The following is a 16444-nucleotide window of genomic DNA, read 5'->3' on the forward strand; positions in this document are numbered from 1 at the left end:
ATTATACAACATAAACAACTATTATGTATAGATGCTATAACAAAAAATATTACGTTTTGACCATGAAATTTAATATATGATTATCGTTTTTTCGGAAAATCATAAAAAAACCACATTAAAGTCCTGTTTACACTTAGGTTATAGATTTAACCTATAATAGCATAAGTTGAATAAAAAAATAACAAAAATTTAAGTAACATCATATATTATATTGCAGTTTGTTGTCTGTTTTGCTATTATTGTCATGTAGTAGATTATTATTTTTTTAGGAGGAGATCTAATGAAAGTAGCTGTTGTAATGGGCAGCGATTCAGATTTACCGGTCTTAAAACCGGCTATTGAACTATTACATGAATTCGGCGTAGAAGCTGAAGTAATAGTAGCTTCAGCACATCGTACTCCCTTGAAAGTTCAAGAACTTGTCAGTTCTGCACAAGACCGTGGGGTTGGCGCCTTTATTTCGGCAGCCGGCGCAGCGGCTCATTTAGGAGGCGTAATAGCTTCTTATACTACACTTCCTGTAATAGGTGTACCAATTAATGCAACTGCATTAAATGGCATTGATGCACTACTAAGCACTGTTCAAATGCCATCAGGTATTCCCGTTGCTACTATGGCAATAAATGGCGCAAAAAACGCGGCTATTTTTGTTGTAGAAATTTTTGCGCTTAGCAATCCGGAACTCAAACAAAAATTAGCACAATATCGAGCTAAAATGGTTGAAGAAGTAGAAGCAAAAGCTGCAAAAGTAGCTAAAGAATTACAATAATTATTTAATTTACAGGGGGATTTTATTATGAGTAAAGAAAAATTATATGAAGGTAAAGCAAAGGTTATATACACTACCGATAATCCTGATGAACTACTAGTTTATTATAAAGATGATGCTACCGCTGGAAATGGTGCTAAAAAAGGCACTATCATGGAAAAAGGTATTTTAAATAATAAAATTTCAGCATTTTTCTTTGATATGCTGGCTGAAAATAATATTGAACATCATTATATCAGCATGCCTAGTGAAAGAGAAATGATTGTTAAAAAACTTGATATAATTCCTCTTGAAGTTGTTCTTCGTAACGTTGCTGCTGGAAGTCTTGCTCAGCGTTTAGGTGTTGAAGAAGGCACAAAGCTTTCCACTCCTGTTCTTGAATACTACTACAAATGCGATGAACTTGGTGATCCAATGATTAACCAGTTCCATATTAAAGCAATGAACTGGGCTACTGAAGATGAGTTAGCTCAGATTGAAAAACTTGGTCTTAAAATCAATGATATTATGACAAAATATTTAAAGACTAAGAATATTGATCTTATCGATTTTAAACTTGAATTTGGTCGTTATCATGGCAAAGTTATTTTAGGTGATGAAATATCTCCTGATAACTGTCGTTTCTGGGATAGTGAAACACATGAAAAACTTGATAAAGACCGTTTCCGCAGAGATTTAGGAAATGTTGAAGATGCTTATAAAGAAATACTGCATCGTTTAACAGGCGAAAAAGCTTAATTAATAGGAGAGATAATAAATAGATGGTTGATATTTCCGCATCAAGCAAATGGCATGAAGAATGCGGCGTCTTTGGCGCCTATTCACATACGGAAGATGTATCATTAATGACATATCTGGGGCTCTATGCCCTGCAACATCGCGGTCAGGAAAGTGCTGGTATAGCTATAACTGATGGTGCATGGATGGATGTTACCCGCGGTATGGGACTTGTAAATGAAGTCTTTCGTCATCAGCTTCCTCATATGGATAATCAATACATAGCCATTGGCCACGTACGTTATTCTACCACCGGTTCTAGTTTATTAGCTAATACCCAGCCGTTAATGGTAAATTATGCTGGCGGTAAAATAAGTTTGGCCCATAATGGTAACTTGACAAATGCTTCTCAGATTCGTCGCGAAATGGAAGAACAGGGAAATGTTTTCCAAACTTCTATTGATACAGAAGTCTTCGTCAATCTGATTGCAAAATCGAAACAGCCTGCCATTGAAGATAAGGTAATGGAGAGCCTAAAAAAAATTAAAGGTGCCTATTGTCTTACCATCATGACTGAAAACAAGTTAATCGGTGCACGTGACCCACATGGTTTTAGACCGTTATGCATAGGTAAGTCTGATACAGCTTGGGTTTTATCATCTGAATCCTGCGCTCTTGAAGTTGCTGGTGTAAAATATGTTCGTGATGTTGAACCGGGAGAACTTGTTGTAATTGATAAAGATGGCTTAAAATCATATAAATTTGCTGAGGTAGAAAAAAAAGCTGCCTGCATTTTTGAATATATTTATTTTGCTCGTCCCGATAGTGTTATTGATGGACAATGTGTTCATGATGCCCGTTTTATGATGGGACGAATCTTAGCCAGAGAATCTGGTTTTAAAGGCGATGTTGTTATATCGGTACCAGATTCAGGAACTACAGCAGCAACAGGTTTTGCCTATGAATCAGGAATTCCTTTTATTGAAGGTCTTATAAAAAATCGTTATATTGGTCGTACATTTATTCAGCCTACCCAAAAGAAACGTGATACAGCTGTTAAATTAAAATTAGGGGCGATTGTTTCTGCCGTTAAAGATAAAGACGTTATAATGGTTGATGACTCAATAGTACGTGGCACAACCAGTGGTAAAATTGTGCGCATGCTGCGCAATGCTGGAGCAAAATCCATCAAAATGTGCGTGAGCTCGCCACCGATTGGGTATCCGTGCTATTATGGCATTGATACATCGATACGTAAGGAACTCATTGCAGCTACTAAAAGTGTTGATGAAATTCGTGAATATATTGGTGCAGATGCACTGCACTTTTTATCCATAGATGGTTTAAAACAAAGTATTTCTGAAGCTAATAGCGATGATATGTGCTATGCCTGCTTTAATAATTCCTATCCTGTAGAACTGCCAAAAGATGATGCCGTTGGCGCTGATAAATATGTATTTGAACATGCAAAGAAAAAATAAATTTACTGATATTTATGGGGGATAACATGCCTGATAAAGATAATAACAGTTTGACTTACCGTGATGCTGGCGTTGATATTGATGCTGGTAATTATTCTGTTTCCTTAATAAAAGATAGTGTAAAAGCTACCTATCGTCCAGAAGTTTTGGGCGATTTGGGTGGTTTTGGCGGTTTATTTGCCTTAAATACTGGCAAATATAAAGAACCTGTACTGGTTTCCGGCACCGATGGTGTGGGAACAAAGCTGAAGCTGGCATTTATGCTTGATAAACATGATACTATTGGCCAGGATGCTGTTGCCATGTGTGTAAATGATATTTTAGTACAAGGAGCAGAACCATTATTTTTCTTAGATTATTTAGCAGTAGGAAAATTAGAACCAGAAAAAGTGGCTGCTATTGTTAAAGGTGTTGCTGCAGCCTGCAAAGAATCCGGCTGTTCATTGATTGGCGGCGAAACAGCAGAAATGTCAGGTTTTTACCCTAATGGTGAATATGATATTGCTGGTTTTACTGTTGGTGCTGTTGAAAAATCTAAAATCATCACTGGGGAAAAGGTAAAAGATGGTGATGTCTTAATTGGATTGCCATCAACCGGTATTCATTCTAATGGCTATTCATTGGTAAGGAAAATCTGTTTTGATCATAAAAAATTTACTGGACAGGAAAGATTCCCAGAATTAGACACTACTTTAGCCGAAGAATTATTAAAACCAACGCGTCTTTATCCTAAAGTATGTCTGCCAATAATCGAAAAATTTGATCTTCATGCTATGGTTCATATAACAGGCGGCGGTTTTTATGATAATATTCCACGTATTCTACCGGAAAATTGTGATGCCCAGATTAATGCAGCGGCTTGGCAAATGCCTGCCATATTTGGTTTGTTACAAAAATGGGGCAATGTCGATTGGCATGAAATGTATCGCACTTTCAATATGGGAATAGGCATGATATTAGTTGTAAATGCAGCTGATGTTGATGCTGTACAGGCTGAATTACAAGCTAATAATGAACCTTCTTATGTTATCGGGAATATAGTCCATGGTGAAAAAAGCGTAACTATAAAAGGCGGCGTATTTGATGAGTAAGCCAATATTAGGAGTACTTGCATCAGGACGCGGTACAAATCTGCAATCTATTATTAATGCTATAGATGCCGGACAATTTGCAGCTGAAATTGGTGTAGTAATAACCGATAAACCAGAGGCGCTGGCATTAGAGCGTGCTAAAGACGCAGGCATTATTGGTATTTGTATCAATCGCAAAGAATATAATACACGTGAGGATTTTGAAAAAGCCCTAATCAAGGAACTTCATGCGCATAACGTTGAACATATTATTTTGGCCGGTTTTATGCGTATATTAAGTCCACTGTTTATTCGCGAATACAAAAATCATATATTAAATATTCATCCAGCCCTTTTGCCAGCCTTTGTCGGTGCACATTCTCATCGTGATGTTTTAGAATATGGTGTAAAAATCTCTGGCTGTACTGTTCATTTTGTCGACGAAGGCATGGACAGTGGTCCCATCATTATTCAGTCAGCAGTGCCTGTTGAGGATAATGATACTGAAGATACTTTGGCAGCACGTGTTTTGGAACAAGAGCATATTATATATCCAAAGGCAATTGAACTTTATTTAAATGATAGATTACAAATAAATGGCCGTAAAGTTTTAATAAAATCATAATAGGCGGGAATTTTTATGACAATAAAAAGAGCATTACTAAGCGTATCAGATAAAACAGGTATAGTAGAATTAGCAAAATCTCTTCATGCAGCTGGTGTGGAAATAGTTTCTACCGGTGGTACTATGAAAGCGATAAAAGATGCTGGTATTCCGGTAATGTATGTAAGTGATGTTACTGGTTTTCCAGAAATTATGGATGGCCGGGTAAAAACCCTTAATCCTTATATTCATGGCGGAATTTTAGCTGTTCGCGACAATAAAGAACATCAAAAAGCTATGCAGGAACATAAAATTACAGGAATTGATATGGTTGTTGTAAATCTTTATCCGTTTAAAGAAACAATTGCTAAGCTGAATGTTTCTTTGGATGAAGCCATTGAAAACATCGATATTGGCGGTCCGGCAATGATTCGTGCTGCTGCCAAAAATTTTAAATATGTAACTGTTGTGGTAAATCCTAAACATTACGATGCTATTGCCCAAATGGTCAGCAATAATGGTGAAGTAGATGCAAAACTTCGCATGCAGTTGGCACAAGAGGCTTTTAATCATACCGCAAAATATGATGAATGCATTCAAAATTACTTATCAGCGCAATTAAGTAAATAATATATTAACTAAAAAACGCACTTAATCTTATTTAAGTGCGTTTTTTGATAATAGGAGGATTTTGTTAGTGGATGTTTTAGTAATTGGTTCAGGTGGACGTGAACATACTTTAGTTTGGAAATTAGCTCAAAGCAAAAAAATTGATAAATTATATGCATTGCCCGGTAATCCAGGAATGAATGATCTAGCTGAATGTATTACCGATATAGCTGTAGAAGAAAATGAAAAAATAACAGCTTTTGCCAAAGAAAAGAAAATTGATCTTGTTGTTGTTGGACCAGAAGTCCCTTTAATAAATGGGTTGGTTGATGATTTACAGGCAATAAATATTGCAGCTTTTGGACCAACAAAAGCTGCCGCTCAGCTGGAAGGGTCGAAATCTTTTTCCAAGGAAATAATGAAAAAGTATAATATTCCCACAGCTAAATATGAAATATTTACTGATGCAGATAAAGCTAAGGAATATATAAAAGAACAGGGCGCGCCTATAGTTATAAAAGCTGATGGTTTAGCTGCTGGTAAGGGTGTAATTGTAGCTGAATCTGAGCAGCAGGCACTTGATGCCATTGATGAAATTATGTGTGATAAAGCCTTTGGTGCAGCTGGTGACAGTGTTGTTATTGAAGAATGTCTTATTGGTGAAGAAGCCTCTGTTTTAGCTTTTACCGATGGTGAAACCATTGTACCGATGATGCCTTCGCAGGATCATAAACGAGCATTCGACGGTGATAAGGGACCTAATACCGGCGGCATGGGAACTTATGCACCAGCACCTGTAGCAACTCCGCAAATAATGCAATGTGTTCAAAGCAAAATATTAGATCCAATGATAGCTGCCATGCAAAAAGAAGGCAAAATTTATAAAGGCTGCCTATACGCTGGCCTTATGATAACTAAGGATGGTCCTAAGGTAATAGAATTTAATGCCCGTTTTGGTGATCCGGAAACACAGGTGGTGCTGCCACTGCTGGAAAGTGATCTAGCCGATATAATGATGGCTTGTGCTAATGGTGGTTTAAAGAATCAGGAAATTAAATGGAGTAATAAAGCAGCGGTGTGTGTAGTACTAGCTGCTGGTGGTTATCCTCGCCAGTATAAGAAAGGCGATATTATAAATGGACTCGATATTGCTGCTCAAAAGGGTGCACTTGTTTTTCATGCCGGAACAAAGCAAACTGGGGATAATATCGTAACCAATGGCGGACGTGTACTTGGAATCACTGCTTTAGGCAAAGATATAAAAGAAGCTATTGCTAATGCTTATGCCGATGTAGATACTATCAAATTTAGTGATATGTATTATCGCAAGGATATTGCCCAAAAAGCTTTTAAGCATATTTCTTTATAAGTAATTTATAAATGTTTTCCGAGGAGACTATAAATGAGTGAAGAATATTTATGCCTCGATATTGGTGGCACTAATATAAAATATGCAATTATAACTGCTGATGGAAACTTTAAATATAAAGCTCTTTTGGCAACCGAGGCACAAAATGGCGCTAAAAGCATTATCGCGAAGATAAAAAATATTGCGGCTAAATATAAATTGCAATATAATTTACAGGGCATTGCTATATCTACTGCCGGCATTGTTGATCAAGAAAAAGGATCAATAATTTATGCTTTCCCTGAAATTTTTCCTGGATATAGTAATACACCATTAAAACGAACATTAGAAGATGATTGTAATTTGCCATGTACCGTCGAAAATGATGTAAACTGCGCGGCTTTAGGTGAAACCTGGCTGGGATGCGCCCGTGGTACAGATTCAGCGTTTATGATGACAATTGGCACCAGTGTCGGCGGCTGTATTATATTAGATGGGAAAATTATTCATGGCGGGGCTAATAGTGCTGGCGAAATTGCATATATGAATATTCCCCAGGGAAATTTTCATGACATTGTTTCAACAACTTATTTAGTGAATGAAATTTCTCGTCAGCATAATAATAATTCAGATGAATTTAATGGTAAAGCGGCTTTTGAAATGATAGCCAATGGTGATAAGATTGCCAATATCGTACTGGATAAAATGCTGCAAAGTCTTTTATATGGCATAAATAATGTCTGCTCAATCTTAAATCCAAAGACTATTATTTTGGGTGGCGGCATAATGCAGCAAAAAGAACTATTACAGCCGCGCATAGATTATTGGGCAAAAAAAATACTACCAGCTATTTTTTATCAAAATACACAAATTAAATTTGCTGAACTTGGCAATGATGCCGGTGTTCTTGGTGCATTATACTATCATTTAAATAATTGAACAAAAAATGCGTTAGGTTTAAAATAATTAAACCTAACGCATTTTTTTATTATATTAATCCAATAATATGCTGGACGATTAAAGAAACTATTGCTACAGCAAACCAGCAGCATAATCCCAAAAAGATAGGACGAATACCATTTTTTACTAAGGATTTAAGATTCGTGTTAAGTCCAATGGCACTCATAGCCAGAATAATACAGAATTTACCAGCAGCACCAAGAAACTGCGTAATTTGAGCAGGTAAAAATCCCAGTGTATTTATTATTGAAGCAACTACGAACCAAAGAATAAACCAAGGGAAAATTTTACTTATCTTAAAATTGCTGTTCTTGCTCTTTTCTCGTGCGGTAATAGCGGCAAATAATAAACAAACAGGTACGATCATAAGGGCCCTGGTAAGCTTAACGATTGTTGCATAACTGCCAGCAGCTGTACTATAAGAATAACCGGCTGCTACCACTGATGAAGTATCGTTGATGGCCGTTCCGGCCCACATGCCAAAACCAGTATTGGACATTCCCATTAAATGTCCCAAAAATGGGAAAAGGAAAACAGCAATTATATTAAATAAAAATATTGTAGATATAGAAAAAGCAATATCCTTATCCTTGGCACCAATTACCGGAGCTACAGCAGCTATAGCTGAACCTCCGCAAATAGCTGTCCCCGCACCAATCAATGTTGTTGTGTCTTTATCCAAATGAAGCCATTTTCCCACAATCCAAGCAATAAAAAATGATGTTAAAAGGGTAAATATCATTACAGAAAAAGATTGTGCTCCTACATGTAAAACATTTAAAAGATTCATTTCAAAACCTAAAAGAATAATCGAATATTGTAATATTTTTTTACCAGTAAATTTTATACCTGCTTCAAAACTTTCCGATCGTTTAAAACCCGCGAATAAAATACCCAGTAATATACCAAAAACTGGTCCACCTACTAGAGGAAATAATTTTCCTAAAAAATATGCGGGTACTGCAAAAACGAGAGAGAATAAAATACCTTTTACATAAATCTGCATTAATTTGCCTCATTTCTTTTAATTATGAATTACCATAAATATAAAAATTATAGGGTAATTACTATGATTTTATTTTACCAAAAAATAATAATATGTAAAATTATATAATTTTATATTTTTGATAGGTAAATTGTTATGTATTGCTTTATAAATAAATACCATTAATTAATATTTTTTCTATAATATATTTGCTAAGAAAAAATTTAGCATAATAATTATTAATATTAATTGGTTTTAAATGAAACCATAAAACTTTTTTATAATCATAAATATTTATTATAATATACTAAAAAAAATTTATATATTAGCAGGAAAATAAATTTTTTTAGAGAAATTACTAAATATAATTAAAGAAAGAAGGGGTTCGTAATGTGTAAAAGTTCTTTTGTTAAACAACGTCCATTTTGTATGAAATTGCAGGAAAAAGTAAATGTAATACGTTTTTACGAAGAAAGAGATGGAAACAAGCCGGTTTGTTATAAACAAGAATGTGAACATCGTTTTGATTGTAAAGAATCAACTAATTGCATTCATGCTTTTCATCCTATCGGTTCTGAATATTTGCATGGCTGAATAATACTTGGTAAGTGTAACTTATACTGTCTGTATTTATATTTATTTTTCATATTTTTCTTTATTGTCGGATATATTGAAACAATTCTATATAAATGCACTTATATATTTTTTATTATTAATTATGTTCAATTTTTATAATTTAGCATGGAACATTAGATGATGTTAAGCGCTAAAGAGTGGGAGAATGTTATTATATCTGACAATATTTGAAAAATCAATAAAAGCCTAAGCACACTGTACTAAGTTGCTTAGGCTTTATTTCTGCAATTATATTTATTCTTTTAAAGTATCCTGACAAAACTCAATAAATGATTGAGCCGCCTTTGATATATATCTATCTTTTTTCCATGCCAATCCAACGTCAACAAAAATGGGCTCATCGAACGGCAATACTTTAATATTTGGTGTATCTTTTACAACAAAATCAAGTAAAAATGCCATGCCCACATTAGTACCGACTAACCCTTTTATTGTTTCAATCTGATTCGATTCGAGAACTACATTAGGTTTAATGTTTTCTTTTGCCATCTTTTGCATTAAAAGATTTCTTAAATAAGAACCATCTTTTAACATAATAACATTTTGGCTTTCAATATCATTTATTGAAATGGAATCTTTTGCAGCCAATGGGTGATTTAATGGCAGACAGGCAACTAATTGATTTTTGGACATTGGCAGTAATTCTAAACTTGAAGAAGCACCAGAAATTATGACAATACCAAAATCCAATTCATCATGATCAATTTGTTCGCGAATTGTCATAGAACCTTCTTCATATAAATAAATATCTAAATGAGAATATTTTTGTTGAAAACTGGAAAATATCTTAGGAAATAAAAAAGCTCCAATCATTGAAGGAATACCAATTTTTATTGTACCTTTTTGCAGTTTCTTGTAGTCGTTAACTTCCAAAACTGCATCTTGAATATTGCGTAAAGCCAAATCAATTCGATTGAGGAAAACTACTCCCTCCGGAGTTAAGGATAATTGTTTTTGACTTCTGTCAAATAATTGAATACCAAGTTCTGCTTCCAGTTTTTTTATTGCTACTGTTATATTTGGCTGGGAAACACGCAGTCTTTTGGCCGCCCTAGTAATATTTTTTAATCTGCTGGTCATTTGAAAATATTCTAATTGCTTGAGTTCCATTATGCCCTCCTGAAATTTACGGATTGAAATATTATACCAATTTATTATCCCGAGTATATATATTTATATTATTTATTATAACATAATTTAAACTGTAAAAACTACCGTATTTAAAAATATTATAAAAAAATCTTTGCAATTGTCTGATATATTGTCACAAAAAAATAATTGACATCTAATATTTTTCATGTTAATATTAATAGCGTTGATTAACAAGTAGAGGCCACCGCTTCTCACCTGTTGGCAGAAGTCAAACGGGTTAATATTTTCGTCAGGAAACCGGGTGGCTGTGTGCTATCCGTTTTTTTATATTGTTTTATATTTTTTATAAAGAGGTGAATTTTTATTAGTAAAGAATCGTTGAGAATTAATGGCGAGATTCGCGTTCGTGAAGTACGTGTAACTGATGTTGATGGTAATCAACTAGGTATCATGGCAACCAGAGATGCTTTAGCTCGTGCGGAAGAAGTTCATTTAGACTTAGTTGAGGTTGCTCCTAAGGCTAAGCCGCCGGTTTGCCGCATAATGGATTTTGGTAAATATCGTTATGAACAGCAAAAACGTGATAAAGAAGCTCGCAAAAAACAGAAAGTAATAACCATAAAAGAAGTTAAACTTCGTCCTAACATTGAACAGCATGATTTTAACGTAAAAACTAAAAATGCTTTACGTTTTATAAATGATGGTAACAAGGTAAAAGTTACGATTATGTTCAGGGGAAGAGAGCTTTCTCATCCAGAACTTGGTCGCGACTTGTTGCTTAAAGTTGCCGATGCGCTTTCTGAATATGTTGTTGTAGAACGCGCACCAAAGCTTGAAGGTCGAAATATGATTATGATTTTGACTCCCAAGCAAATCAAAGGAGGAAACTAAATAATGCCAAAAATGAAAACTCGCCGTGCAGCTGCTAAACGTTTTACTGCAACTGGTACAGGTGAATACAAACGTAATAAAGCTTTCAAAAGCCACATTTTAGAAAAGAAAGCACCTAAACGTAAACGTAACCTTAGAAAAGCTGCTATGATTACAGCTGCTGACCACACACGCGTTCGTAGAATGCTTCCGTACGCTTAATAAAATATCAGGAGGAAATTTAAATGCCAAGAGTTAAAGCAGGCGTTACCGCTCATGCTCGTCATAAAAAAATCTTAAAATTAGCTAAAGGATACAAAGGTTCTAAGAGCAAACAGTTCAAAAAAGCTAATGAAACCGTAATGAAGGCTCTTTATTATGCAAGAAGAGACCGTCGCGCTAAAAAAGGTGACTTCCGTAAATTATGGATTGCTCGTATAAATGCTGCTGCACGTATCAATGGTATGTCTTACAGCCGTTTGATCTGTGGTCTTACTAAAGCAGGGGTTGAAGTTAACCGTAAAATGCTCGCTGACTTAGCTGTCAACGATGCAGCTGCTTTCGCAAAATTAGTTGCTGTAGCACAAGACAACCAGTAATATAATAGTAATTTTTAAAAAGCTGTGCATAATACTTTGTGTTTTATGGACAGCTTTTTTTATAATTTCAGATATGAGGTGTAGTATATGACATTAATCAATGAAAATTATCTAAAATTACAAGGTAGTTATTTATTTGCTGAAATAGCCCGTCGTGTTAAGATTTTTAAAGAAGAAAATCCTACAGCTGAAGTTATAAGCTTAGGCATTGGTGATGTTACTCAGCCATTAGCACCTGTAGTAATAGATGCCTTACATAAAGCTGTTGAGGATATGGCAAGTGCTGAAACCTTCCGTGGTTATGGACCAGAACAAGGTTATGATTTCTTGCGTGAAGCTATTGTTAATACTATTTATAAAGCACGTAATACAGATATTGCCGCTGATGAAATATTTGTCAGTGATGGTGCTAAAAGTGATTGCGGTAATATACAAGAAATATTTGGCAGTGACAATGTTATTGCCATAACAGATCCAGTATATCCAGTATATCTTGATACGAATGTTATGGCTGGCAGAACTGGTGAATATATTGCTGATAAAGGCATTTTTGAAAATGTTGTTTACATGCCGTGTACTGCCCAAAATAATTTTCTCCCGCAAAAACCAACTCAGCATGTTGATATGATATATATATGTTGTCCTAATAATCCTACCGGAACAACAATGACAAAAGATCAGCTGGCTCAGTGGGTTAAATATGCTAAAGAAAACAATGCTGTACTGCTTTATGATGCAGCTTATTCTTATTTTATTACTGAAGACGATGTACCTAGAACAATTTATGAAATTGAAGGTGCACGCGATGTCGCTATTGAGTTCCGTTCATTCTCTAAAACTGCCGGATTTACTGGTATGCGCTGTGGTTATACAGTAGTGCCAAAAACAGTTATGGGTTATACAAAATCAGGAGAAAAACAGGCACTTAATCCACTTTGGAATCGTCGCCATACTACTAAATTTAATGGTACAGCTTATATTGTTCAACGTGCTGCTGAAGCTGTCTTATCTGCCGAAGGTCAAAAACAGATACAAGCAACCATTGATTATTATATGAATAATGCCAAAATAATTCGTCAGGGATTAAGTGATGCAGGTATTGAATATTTTGGCGGCGTAAATGCGCCTTATATATGGCTCAAAGCACCTAATGGTATGAAATCATGGGAATTCTTTGACCTACTGCTTACTAAAGCGCATATAGTCGGTACTCCTGGTGCAGGCTTTGGTCCTTCTGGTGAAGGCTATTTCCGTCTTACAGCGTTTGGTGATACAGCTAATACACTTAAAGCGGTTGAGCGCATTAAAACTAATTTAAATTTTTAAGTATTTTAATAAAAAGAGGCTGTTAATTAATTAATGCCAGTCTCTTTTTTATTATTATATACGTTTTTATCAATATAAAATTATAAATAGCAAAAATTCTTTGTAATCTATAGTTATTTTTGCTAAAATTATTTTATTATAGTAATTTATGTGGAGAGGGGTTCTTAGATATGAGCAATAAAATTACTATTGATGATTTAACACAAAAACTCAAAGGACCGCATCATAAAATCACGCCACAGAGAAAAATAGTGTTGGAAGTTTTTATTGAAAATCCCGGTGAACATTTAAGCGCAGAAGATGTTCACTATATTTTGCGTGATAAAGGTTATGATATTGGTCTTGCCACCGTATATCGCAGTTTGGAATTATTATCCGATCTTTCTATATTACAAAAAAATGATTTTGGCGATGGCTGTCGTCGTTATGAACTTAATACAGCTACGGCCGATGCTCATCAACACCATCATTTAATTTGTGTTAGCTGTGGTAAAGTTGCTGAATTTGCTGATGATTTACTTGACGAACTGGAAGATGATATTATGAAAAAAAGTAATTTTAAAATTACCGATCATCAGGTTACTTTTTATGGATATTGCAGTAAATGCCAGAAGAAAAAATAAATATAAAAGAACTTGTCCTAAATAATGAAAAAGAAGTTGTTTATAAAATTGTAAAAGAAATATTAGTCTTATTTAAGATTGATATTACAAATACAGATAGTACCTATGACAGCATTGAAATATGCAATACTGAACAAAATTGTATTCCTGTTGCTGTTACTACGAAAATAATATTTAAAACAGGCGCTAATAGTATTTGTTTGCAAAAAAAATCAATAGCAGATAACGATGAAAAACCACGTGCTGCAATAAATCGCTTAATAAAATGGAATTTATATCACTTGTTAAGTGAACAGTTTGGCAGTGTTATCGCCCCCTGGGGAATTTTACACGGTGTCCGTCCGACCAAGATTGTTCATCGTTATATTGAGGCCGGCTATAACCGTGCTCAAATAATCGATAAATTTATAAAAAATTATGCTGTAACTGAGGATAAAGCACTTTTATTAACAGATATTGCTTATAAACAGCTGCCAATATTGCAGACTTCTGATAAAAATACCATAAGTATTTATATTGGAATTCCATTTTGTCTATCCAGATGTCTCTATTGTTCGTTTCCTTCTAATTTGTTACCGGACAGCTCTGTTTTAGATGCTTTTATGCAAGCTTTGAGCAGTGAAATTGCTGTGTTAAAACAACTTATAGCGCAATATTCTTTAAAGGTTCAGACAATATATATTGGCGGTGGTACGCCAACTAGTCTGCCGGAAAAATATTTCTCCGATCTATTAAGACAAGCCAACAAATTGAAAACTAACGATACAATCGAATTTACGGTAGAAGCTGGACGTCCCGATTCTATAAATAAAGAAAAAATCGACTTAATGCAAACATATAATGTCAGCCGAATTAGTGTTAATCCACAAACTATGCAGGATAAAACATTAAAAGTCATTGGTCGTAAACATACTGCGCAGGATATTATTGATACCTATAATGAGATTCGCCAGATTACTACTGCTAAAGTAAATATGGATTTAATAATAGGCTTGCCTGGGGAAACAGCAGCAGATGTAGAAGATACCTTAAATAAAGTCATAGCTATGGCACCAGATGATATAACGGTCCATGCTTTAGCTATTAAAAAAGGTTCCTACTTAAAACTGCATCAGACTGATATTAATATACCTGACGATGATACAGCTAGAAATATGGCAGCAATAGCTTCAAAGCTATTATCCCAAAATGGTTATAGTCCATATTACTTATATCGTCAAGGTTATATGAGCGGACAGCTTGAAAATATTGGCTATTGCTTGAAAAATTCAGCAAGTATTTACAACGTACAAATAATGAGTGAAAAGCAGACAATATTAGGGATAGGCGGTAATGCTTCGACAAAGGTTGTTGCTCCGTCTGGAACTTATTTAAAGACGCTGTTTAATCCTAAAGATTTAAAAACTTATTTACAAAGCGTCAACGAATACAGTATGCGGCGTATTTCCTTGATGGAAGAAGTATATGAAAAATAAGGGGAGATATTTATGCTAACAAGTGTTCCACGCGGGACAAAAGATATTTTACCAGATACCATTCACCAATGGTTGTATTTGGAAGAAAAAATTAGAGAACTTTGTGCTAAATATGGATTTAATGAAATCCGGACACCACTTTTTGAGCATACAGAATTATTTTTACGCGGTATTGGTGAAACTACTGATGTTGTAGAAAAAGAAATGTATACTTTTGAAGATAGAGGCGGCCGCAGTATAACTTTACGCCCGGAAAATACAGCCTCGGCAGTTAGAGCTTATTTACAAAATAAACTTTATGCCGATAATAATCTGACCAAGTTATTTTATATTGGCTCGATGTTTCGTTATGATAAACCGCAGGCTGGGCGTTATCGTGAATTTCATCAATTTGGAGTTGAAGCTATTGGTGAACAGAATCCATTGATGGATGCCGAAGTTATCAGCCTTGGTGCAGATTTTCTCAAGGAACTTGGGCTTACCGATGTTATATTAAAAATTAACTCTGTAGGCTGTCCGAAATGTCGTCCTGTTTATCGGGAAAAATTACAGGCTTTTTTCAAAGATAAATTTGAACATTTATGCAAAGATTGTCAATCAAGATTCGATAGGAATCCATTGCGAATACTTGATTGCAAAAATCCTACCTGTAAAGAATTATCTGTGGGTGTTCCTGAAATAACTGACTGTTTGTGTGATGAATGTGCTGATCATTTTGAGCATCTTCAGCATCATTTAAAAGCAATTGGTGTTGATTTTGTGCTGGATCCGCGTTTAGTACGCGGCCTCGATTATTACACCAAAACTGCTTTTGAATTTAAATATACTCCGCTTGGAGCTCAAAGTGCTGTACTTGGTGGTGGTCGCTATGACGGACTCATTGAAGAATGCGGTGGAAACCCAACACCCGCTGTAGGTTTTGCTACAGGCCTGGAACGTGTATTATTAGCATTAGAAACTCAGCAGCTGCTACCGAAAAATAAGGAAAAATGCACGGTCTTTATAGTTGCTATGGGCGATAAAGCCAAAGAACCAGCATTTAAATTATTGCATGAGTTGCGCAGTAAAAATATTGCAGCCCTCATGGATTATGCTGGTCGCAGTATGAAGGCACAAATGAAACAGGCTAACAAACATAATGCTCAATATGCCATTATATTAGGCGAAGATGAAATCGATAAACAAATTGCTACTGTTAGAAATATGAACGATAGTGAACAAATGGAAATACCATTTGATACATTAATAGATAAGATTATTTTTGAGGTGAATAAATAATA

General features: G+C 34.9%; 18 protein-coding genes. 16 read left to right on the forward strand and 2 right to left on the reverse strand.

All coding sequences use genetic code 11. The features are described 5' to 3' along the window. Positions 1 to 280 precede the first annotated feature (280 nt). The 8 genes from purE (at position 281) to HNR32_RS05680 (ending at position 7537) form a co-directional block, all read left to right on the forward strand. Positions 281 to 769, forward strand: coding sequence for a 5-(carboxyamino)imidazole ribonucleotide mutase (purE, locus tag HNR32_RS05645; RefSeq protein WP_183860549.1), 489 nt, complete (start codon positions 281 to 283; stop codon positions 767 to 769). Between the two features lie 27 nt (positions 770 to 796). Further along, positions 797 to 1507 carry a phosphoribosylaminoimidazolesuccinocarboxamide synthase gene (gene purC / locus HNR32_RS05650; RefSeq protein WP_221300569.1) on the forward strand — a complete coding sequence of 237 codons (711 nt, stop codon included), beginning with the start codon at positions 797 to 799 and terminating at the stop codon, positions 1505 to 1507. Between the two features lie 23 nt (positions 1508 to 1530). Beyond that, on the forward strand, positions 1531 to 2967 hold the full coding sequence (gene purF / locus HNR32_RS05655) for an amidophosphoribosyltransferase (RefSeq protein ID WP_183860551.1): 1437 nt from the start codon (positions 1531 to 1533) through the stop codon (positions 2965 to 2967). A gap of 26 nt (positions 2968 to 2993) precedes the next feature. Continuing rightward, the gene (purM, locus tag HNR32_RS05660; RefSeq protein ID WP_183860553.1) at positions 2994 to 4058 is read left to right on the forward strand and encodes a phosphoribosylformylglycinamidine cyclo-ligase; all 1065 of its coding nucleotides are present in this window, start codon (positions 2994 to 2996) and stop codon (positions 4056 to 4058) included. Next, entirely contained in the window at positions 4051 to 4662 is a 612-nt protein-coding gene (gene purN, locus HNR32_RS05665) for a phosphoribosylglycinamide formyltransferase (RefSeq protein WP_183860555.1), read from the forward strand. Before purM ends, purN begins: the two co-directional genes overlap by 8 nt. A 15-nt stretch (positions 4663 to 4677) precedes the next feature. Continuing rightward, complete coding sequence (locus HNR32_RS05670; protein WP_183860557.1) at positions 4678 to 5271, forward strand: IMP cyclohydrolase; 594 nt, start codon at positions 4678 to 4680, stop codon at positions 5269 to 5271. Positions 5272 to 5338: 67 nt separating this feature from the next. Continuing rightward, positions 5339 to 6619 carry a phosphoribosylamine--glycine ligase gene (gene purD, locus HNR32_RS05675; RefSeq protein WP_183860559.1) on the forward strand — a complete coding sequence of 427 codons (1281 nt, stop codon included), beginning with the start codon at positions 5339 to 5341 and terminating at the stop codon, positions 6617 to 6619. 33 nt (positions 6620 to 6652) lie between these two features. After that, entirely contained in the window at positions 6653 to 7537 is an 885-nt protein-coding gene (locus tag HNR32_RS05680) for an ROK family protein (RefSeq protein ID WP_183860561.1), read from the forward strand. A gap of 49 nt (positions 7538 to 7586) precedes the next feature. Here HNR32_RS05680 and HNR32_RS05685 read toward each other — a convergent pair whose 3' ends face one another. After that, the gene (locus HNR32_RS05685) at positions 7587 to 8564 is read right to left on the reverse strand and encodes a YeiH family protein (protein ID WP_183860563.1); all 978 of its coding nucleotides are present in this window, start codon (positions 8562 to 8564) and stop codon (positions 7587 to 7589) included. A 369-nt stretch (positions 8565 to 8933) separates the two neighbouring features. Here HNR32_RS05685 and HNR32_RS05690 point away from each other — a divergent pair, with 369 nt between their 5' ends. Beyond that, positions 8934 to 9137 carry a hypothetical protein gene (locus HNR32_RS05690; RefSeq protein WP_183860565.1) on the forward strand — a complete coding sequence of 68 codons (204 nt, stop codon included), beginning with the start codon at positions 8934 to 8936 and terminating at the stop codon, positions 9135 to 9137. Between the two features lie 276 nt (positions 9138 to 9413). Here the strand turns inward: HNR32_RS05690 and HNR32_RS05695 are convergent, their stop codons facing one another. Further along, complete coding sequence (locus tag HNR32_RS05695) at positions 9414 to 10289, reverse strand: LysR family transcriptional regulator (RefSeq protein ID WP_183860567.1); 876 nt, start codon at positions 10287 to 10289, stop codon at positions 9414 to 9416. A gap of 360 nt (positions 10290 to 10649) precedes the next feature. Here HNR32_RS05695 and infC point away from each other — a divergent pair, with 360 nt between their 5' ends. The 7 genes from infC (at position 10650) to hisS (ending at position 16442) form a co-directional block, all read left to right on the forward strand. Next, entirely contained in the window at positions 10650 to 11162 is a 513-nt protein-coding gene (infC, locus tag HNR32_RS05700) for a translation initiation factor IF-3 (protein ID WP_183860570.1), read from the forward strand. Positions 11163 to 11165: 3 nt separating this feature from the next. Further along, the gene (rpmI, locus tag HNR32_RS05705) at positions 11166 to 11363 is read left to right on the forward strand and encodes a 50S ribosomal protein L35 (protein WP_183860571.1); all 198 of its coding nucleotides are present in this window, start codon (positions 11166 to 11168) and stop codon (positions 11361 to 11363) included. Between the two features lie 23 nt (positions 11364 to 11386). Next, a complete protein-coding gene (rplT, locus tag HNR32_RS05710; RefSeq protein WP_183860573.1) occupies positions 11387 to 11740 on the forward strand; it encodes a 50S ribosomal protein L20 in 354 nt (117 codons plus the stop codon). An 87-nt stretch (positions 11741 to 11827) separates the two neighbouring features. Further along, positions 11828 to 13066 carry an LL-diaminopimelate aminotransferase gene (locus HNR32_RS05715; protein WP_183860575.1) on the forward strand — a complete coding sequence of 413 codons (1239 nt, stop codon included), beginning with the start codon at positions 11828 to 11830 and terminating at the stop codon, positions 13064 to 13066. Positions 13067 to 13236: 170 nt separating this feature from the next. Next, a complete protein-coding gene (locus HNR32_RS05720) occupies positions 13237 to 13689 on the forward strand; it encodes a Fur family transcriptional regulator (RefSeq protein WP_183860577.1) in 453 nt (150 codons plus the stop codon). Next, positions 13671 to 15164, forward strand: coding sequence for a coproporphyrinogen dehydrogenase HemZ (hemZ, locus tag HNR32_RS05725; RefSeq protein ID WP_183860579.1), 1494 nt, complete (start codon positions 13671 to 13673; stop codon positions 15162 to 15164). Before HNR32_RS05720 ends, hemZ begins: the two co-directional genes overlap by 19 nt. Positions 15165 to 15176: 12 nt before the next feature. Then, positions 15177 to 16442, forward strand: a complete 1266-nt coding sequence (hisS, locus tag HNR32_RS05730; protein WP_183860581.1) for a histidine--tRNA ligase — start codon at positions 15177 to 15179, stop codon at positions 16440 to 16442. The last annotated feature ends 2 nt before the right edge of the window (positions 16443 to 16444 follow it).

The sequence above is a fragment of the Pectinatus brassicae genome, from assembly GCF_014201835.1.
GTDB classification, from domain to species: domain Bacteria; phylum Bacillota; class Negativicutes; order Selenomonadales; family Selenomonadaceae; genus Pectinatus; species Pectinatus brassicae.

What these genes read in the sequence shown, in the direction of transcription:
- HNR32_RS05685 (WP_183860563.1), bottom strand. Translation starts at nt 8,564, where the DNA reads ATGCAGATTTATGTAAAAGGTATTTTATTCTCTCTCGTTTTTGCAGTA.
- hemZ (WP_183860579.1), top strand. Translation starts at nt 13,671, where the DNA reads ATGCCAGAAGAAAAAATAAATATAAAAGAACTTGTCCTAAATAATGAA.
- HNR32_RS05695 (WP_183860567.1), bottom strand. Translation starts at nt 10,289, where the DNA reads ATGGAACTCAAGCAATTAGAATATTTTCAAATGACCAGCAGATTAAAA.
- HNR32_RS05670 (WP_183860557.1), top strand. Translation starts at nt 4,678, where the DNA reads ATGACAATAAAAAGAGCATTACTAAGCGTATCAGATAAAACAGGTATA.
- purC (WP_221300569.1), top strand. Translation starts at nt 797, where the DNA reads ATGAGTAAAGAAAAATTATATGAAGGTAAAGCAAAGGTTATATACACT.
- HNR32_RS05720 (WP_183860577.1), top strand. Translation starts at nt 13,237, where the DNA reads ATGAGCAATAAAATTACTATTGATGATTTAACACAAAAACTCAAAGGA.
- purM (WP_183860553.1), top strand. Translation starts at nt 2,994, where the DNA reads ATGCCTGATAAAGATAATAACAGTTTGACTTACCGTGATGCTGGCGTT.
- HNR32_RS05690 (WP_183860565.1), top strand. Translation starts at nt 8,934, where the DNA reads ATGTGTAAAAGTTCTTTTGTTAAACAACGTCCATTTTGTATGAAATTG.
- rpmI (WP_183860571.1), top strand. Translation starts at nt 11,166, where the DNA reads ATGCCAAAAATGAAAACTCGCCGTGCAGCTGCTAAACGTTTTACTGCA.
- HNR32_RS05715 (WP_183860575.1), top strand. Translation starts at nt 11,828, where the DNA reads ATGACATTAATCAATGAAAATTATCTAAAATTACAAGGTAGTTATTTA.
- hisS (WP_183860581.1), top strand. Translation starts at nt 15,177, where the DNA reads ATGCTAACAAGTGTTCCACGCGGGACAAAAGATATTTTACCAGATACC.
- purE (WP_183860549.1), top strand. Translation starts at nt 281, where the DNA reads ATGAAAGTAGCTGTTGTAATGGGCAGCGATTCAGATTTACCGGTCTTA.
- rplT (WP_183860573.1), top strand. Translation starts at nt 11,387, where the DNA reads ATGCCAAGAGTTAAAGCAGGCGTTACCGCTCATGCTCGTCATAAAAAA.
- purF (WP_183860551.1), top strand. Translation starts at nt 1,531, where the DNA reads ATGGTTGATATTTCCGCATCAAGCAAATGGCATGAAGAATGCGGCGTC.
- purN (WP_183860555.1), top strand. Translation starts at nt 4,051, where the DNA reads ATGAGTAAGCCAATATTAGGAGTACTTGCATCAGGACGCGGTACAAAT.
- HNR32_RS05680 (WP_183860561.1), top strand. Translation starts at nt 6,653, where the DNA reads ATGAGTGAAGAATATTTATGCCTCGATATTGGTGGCACTAATATAAAA.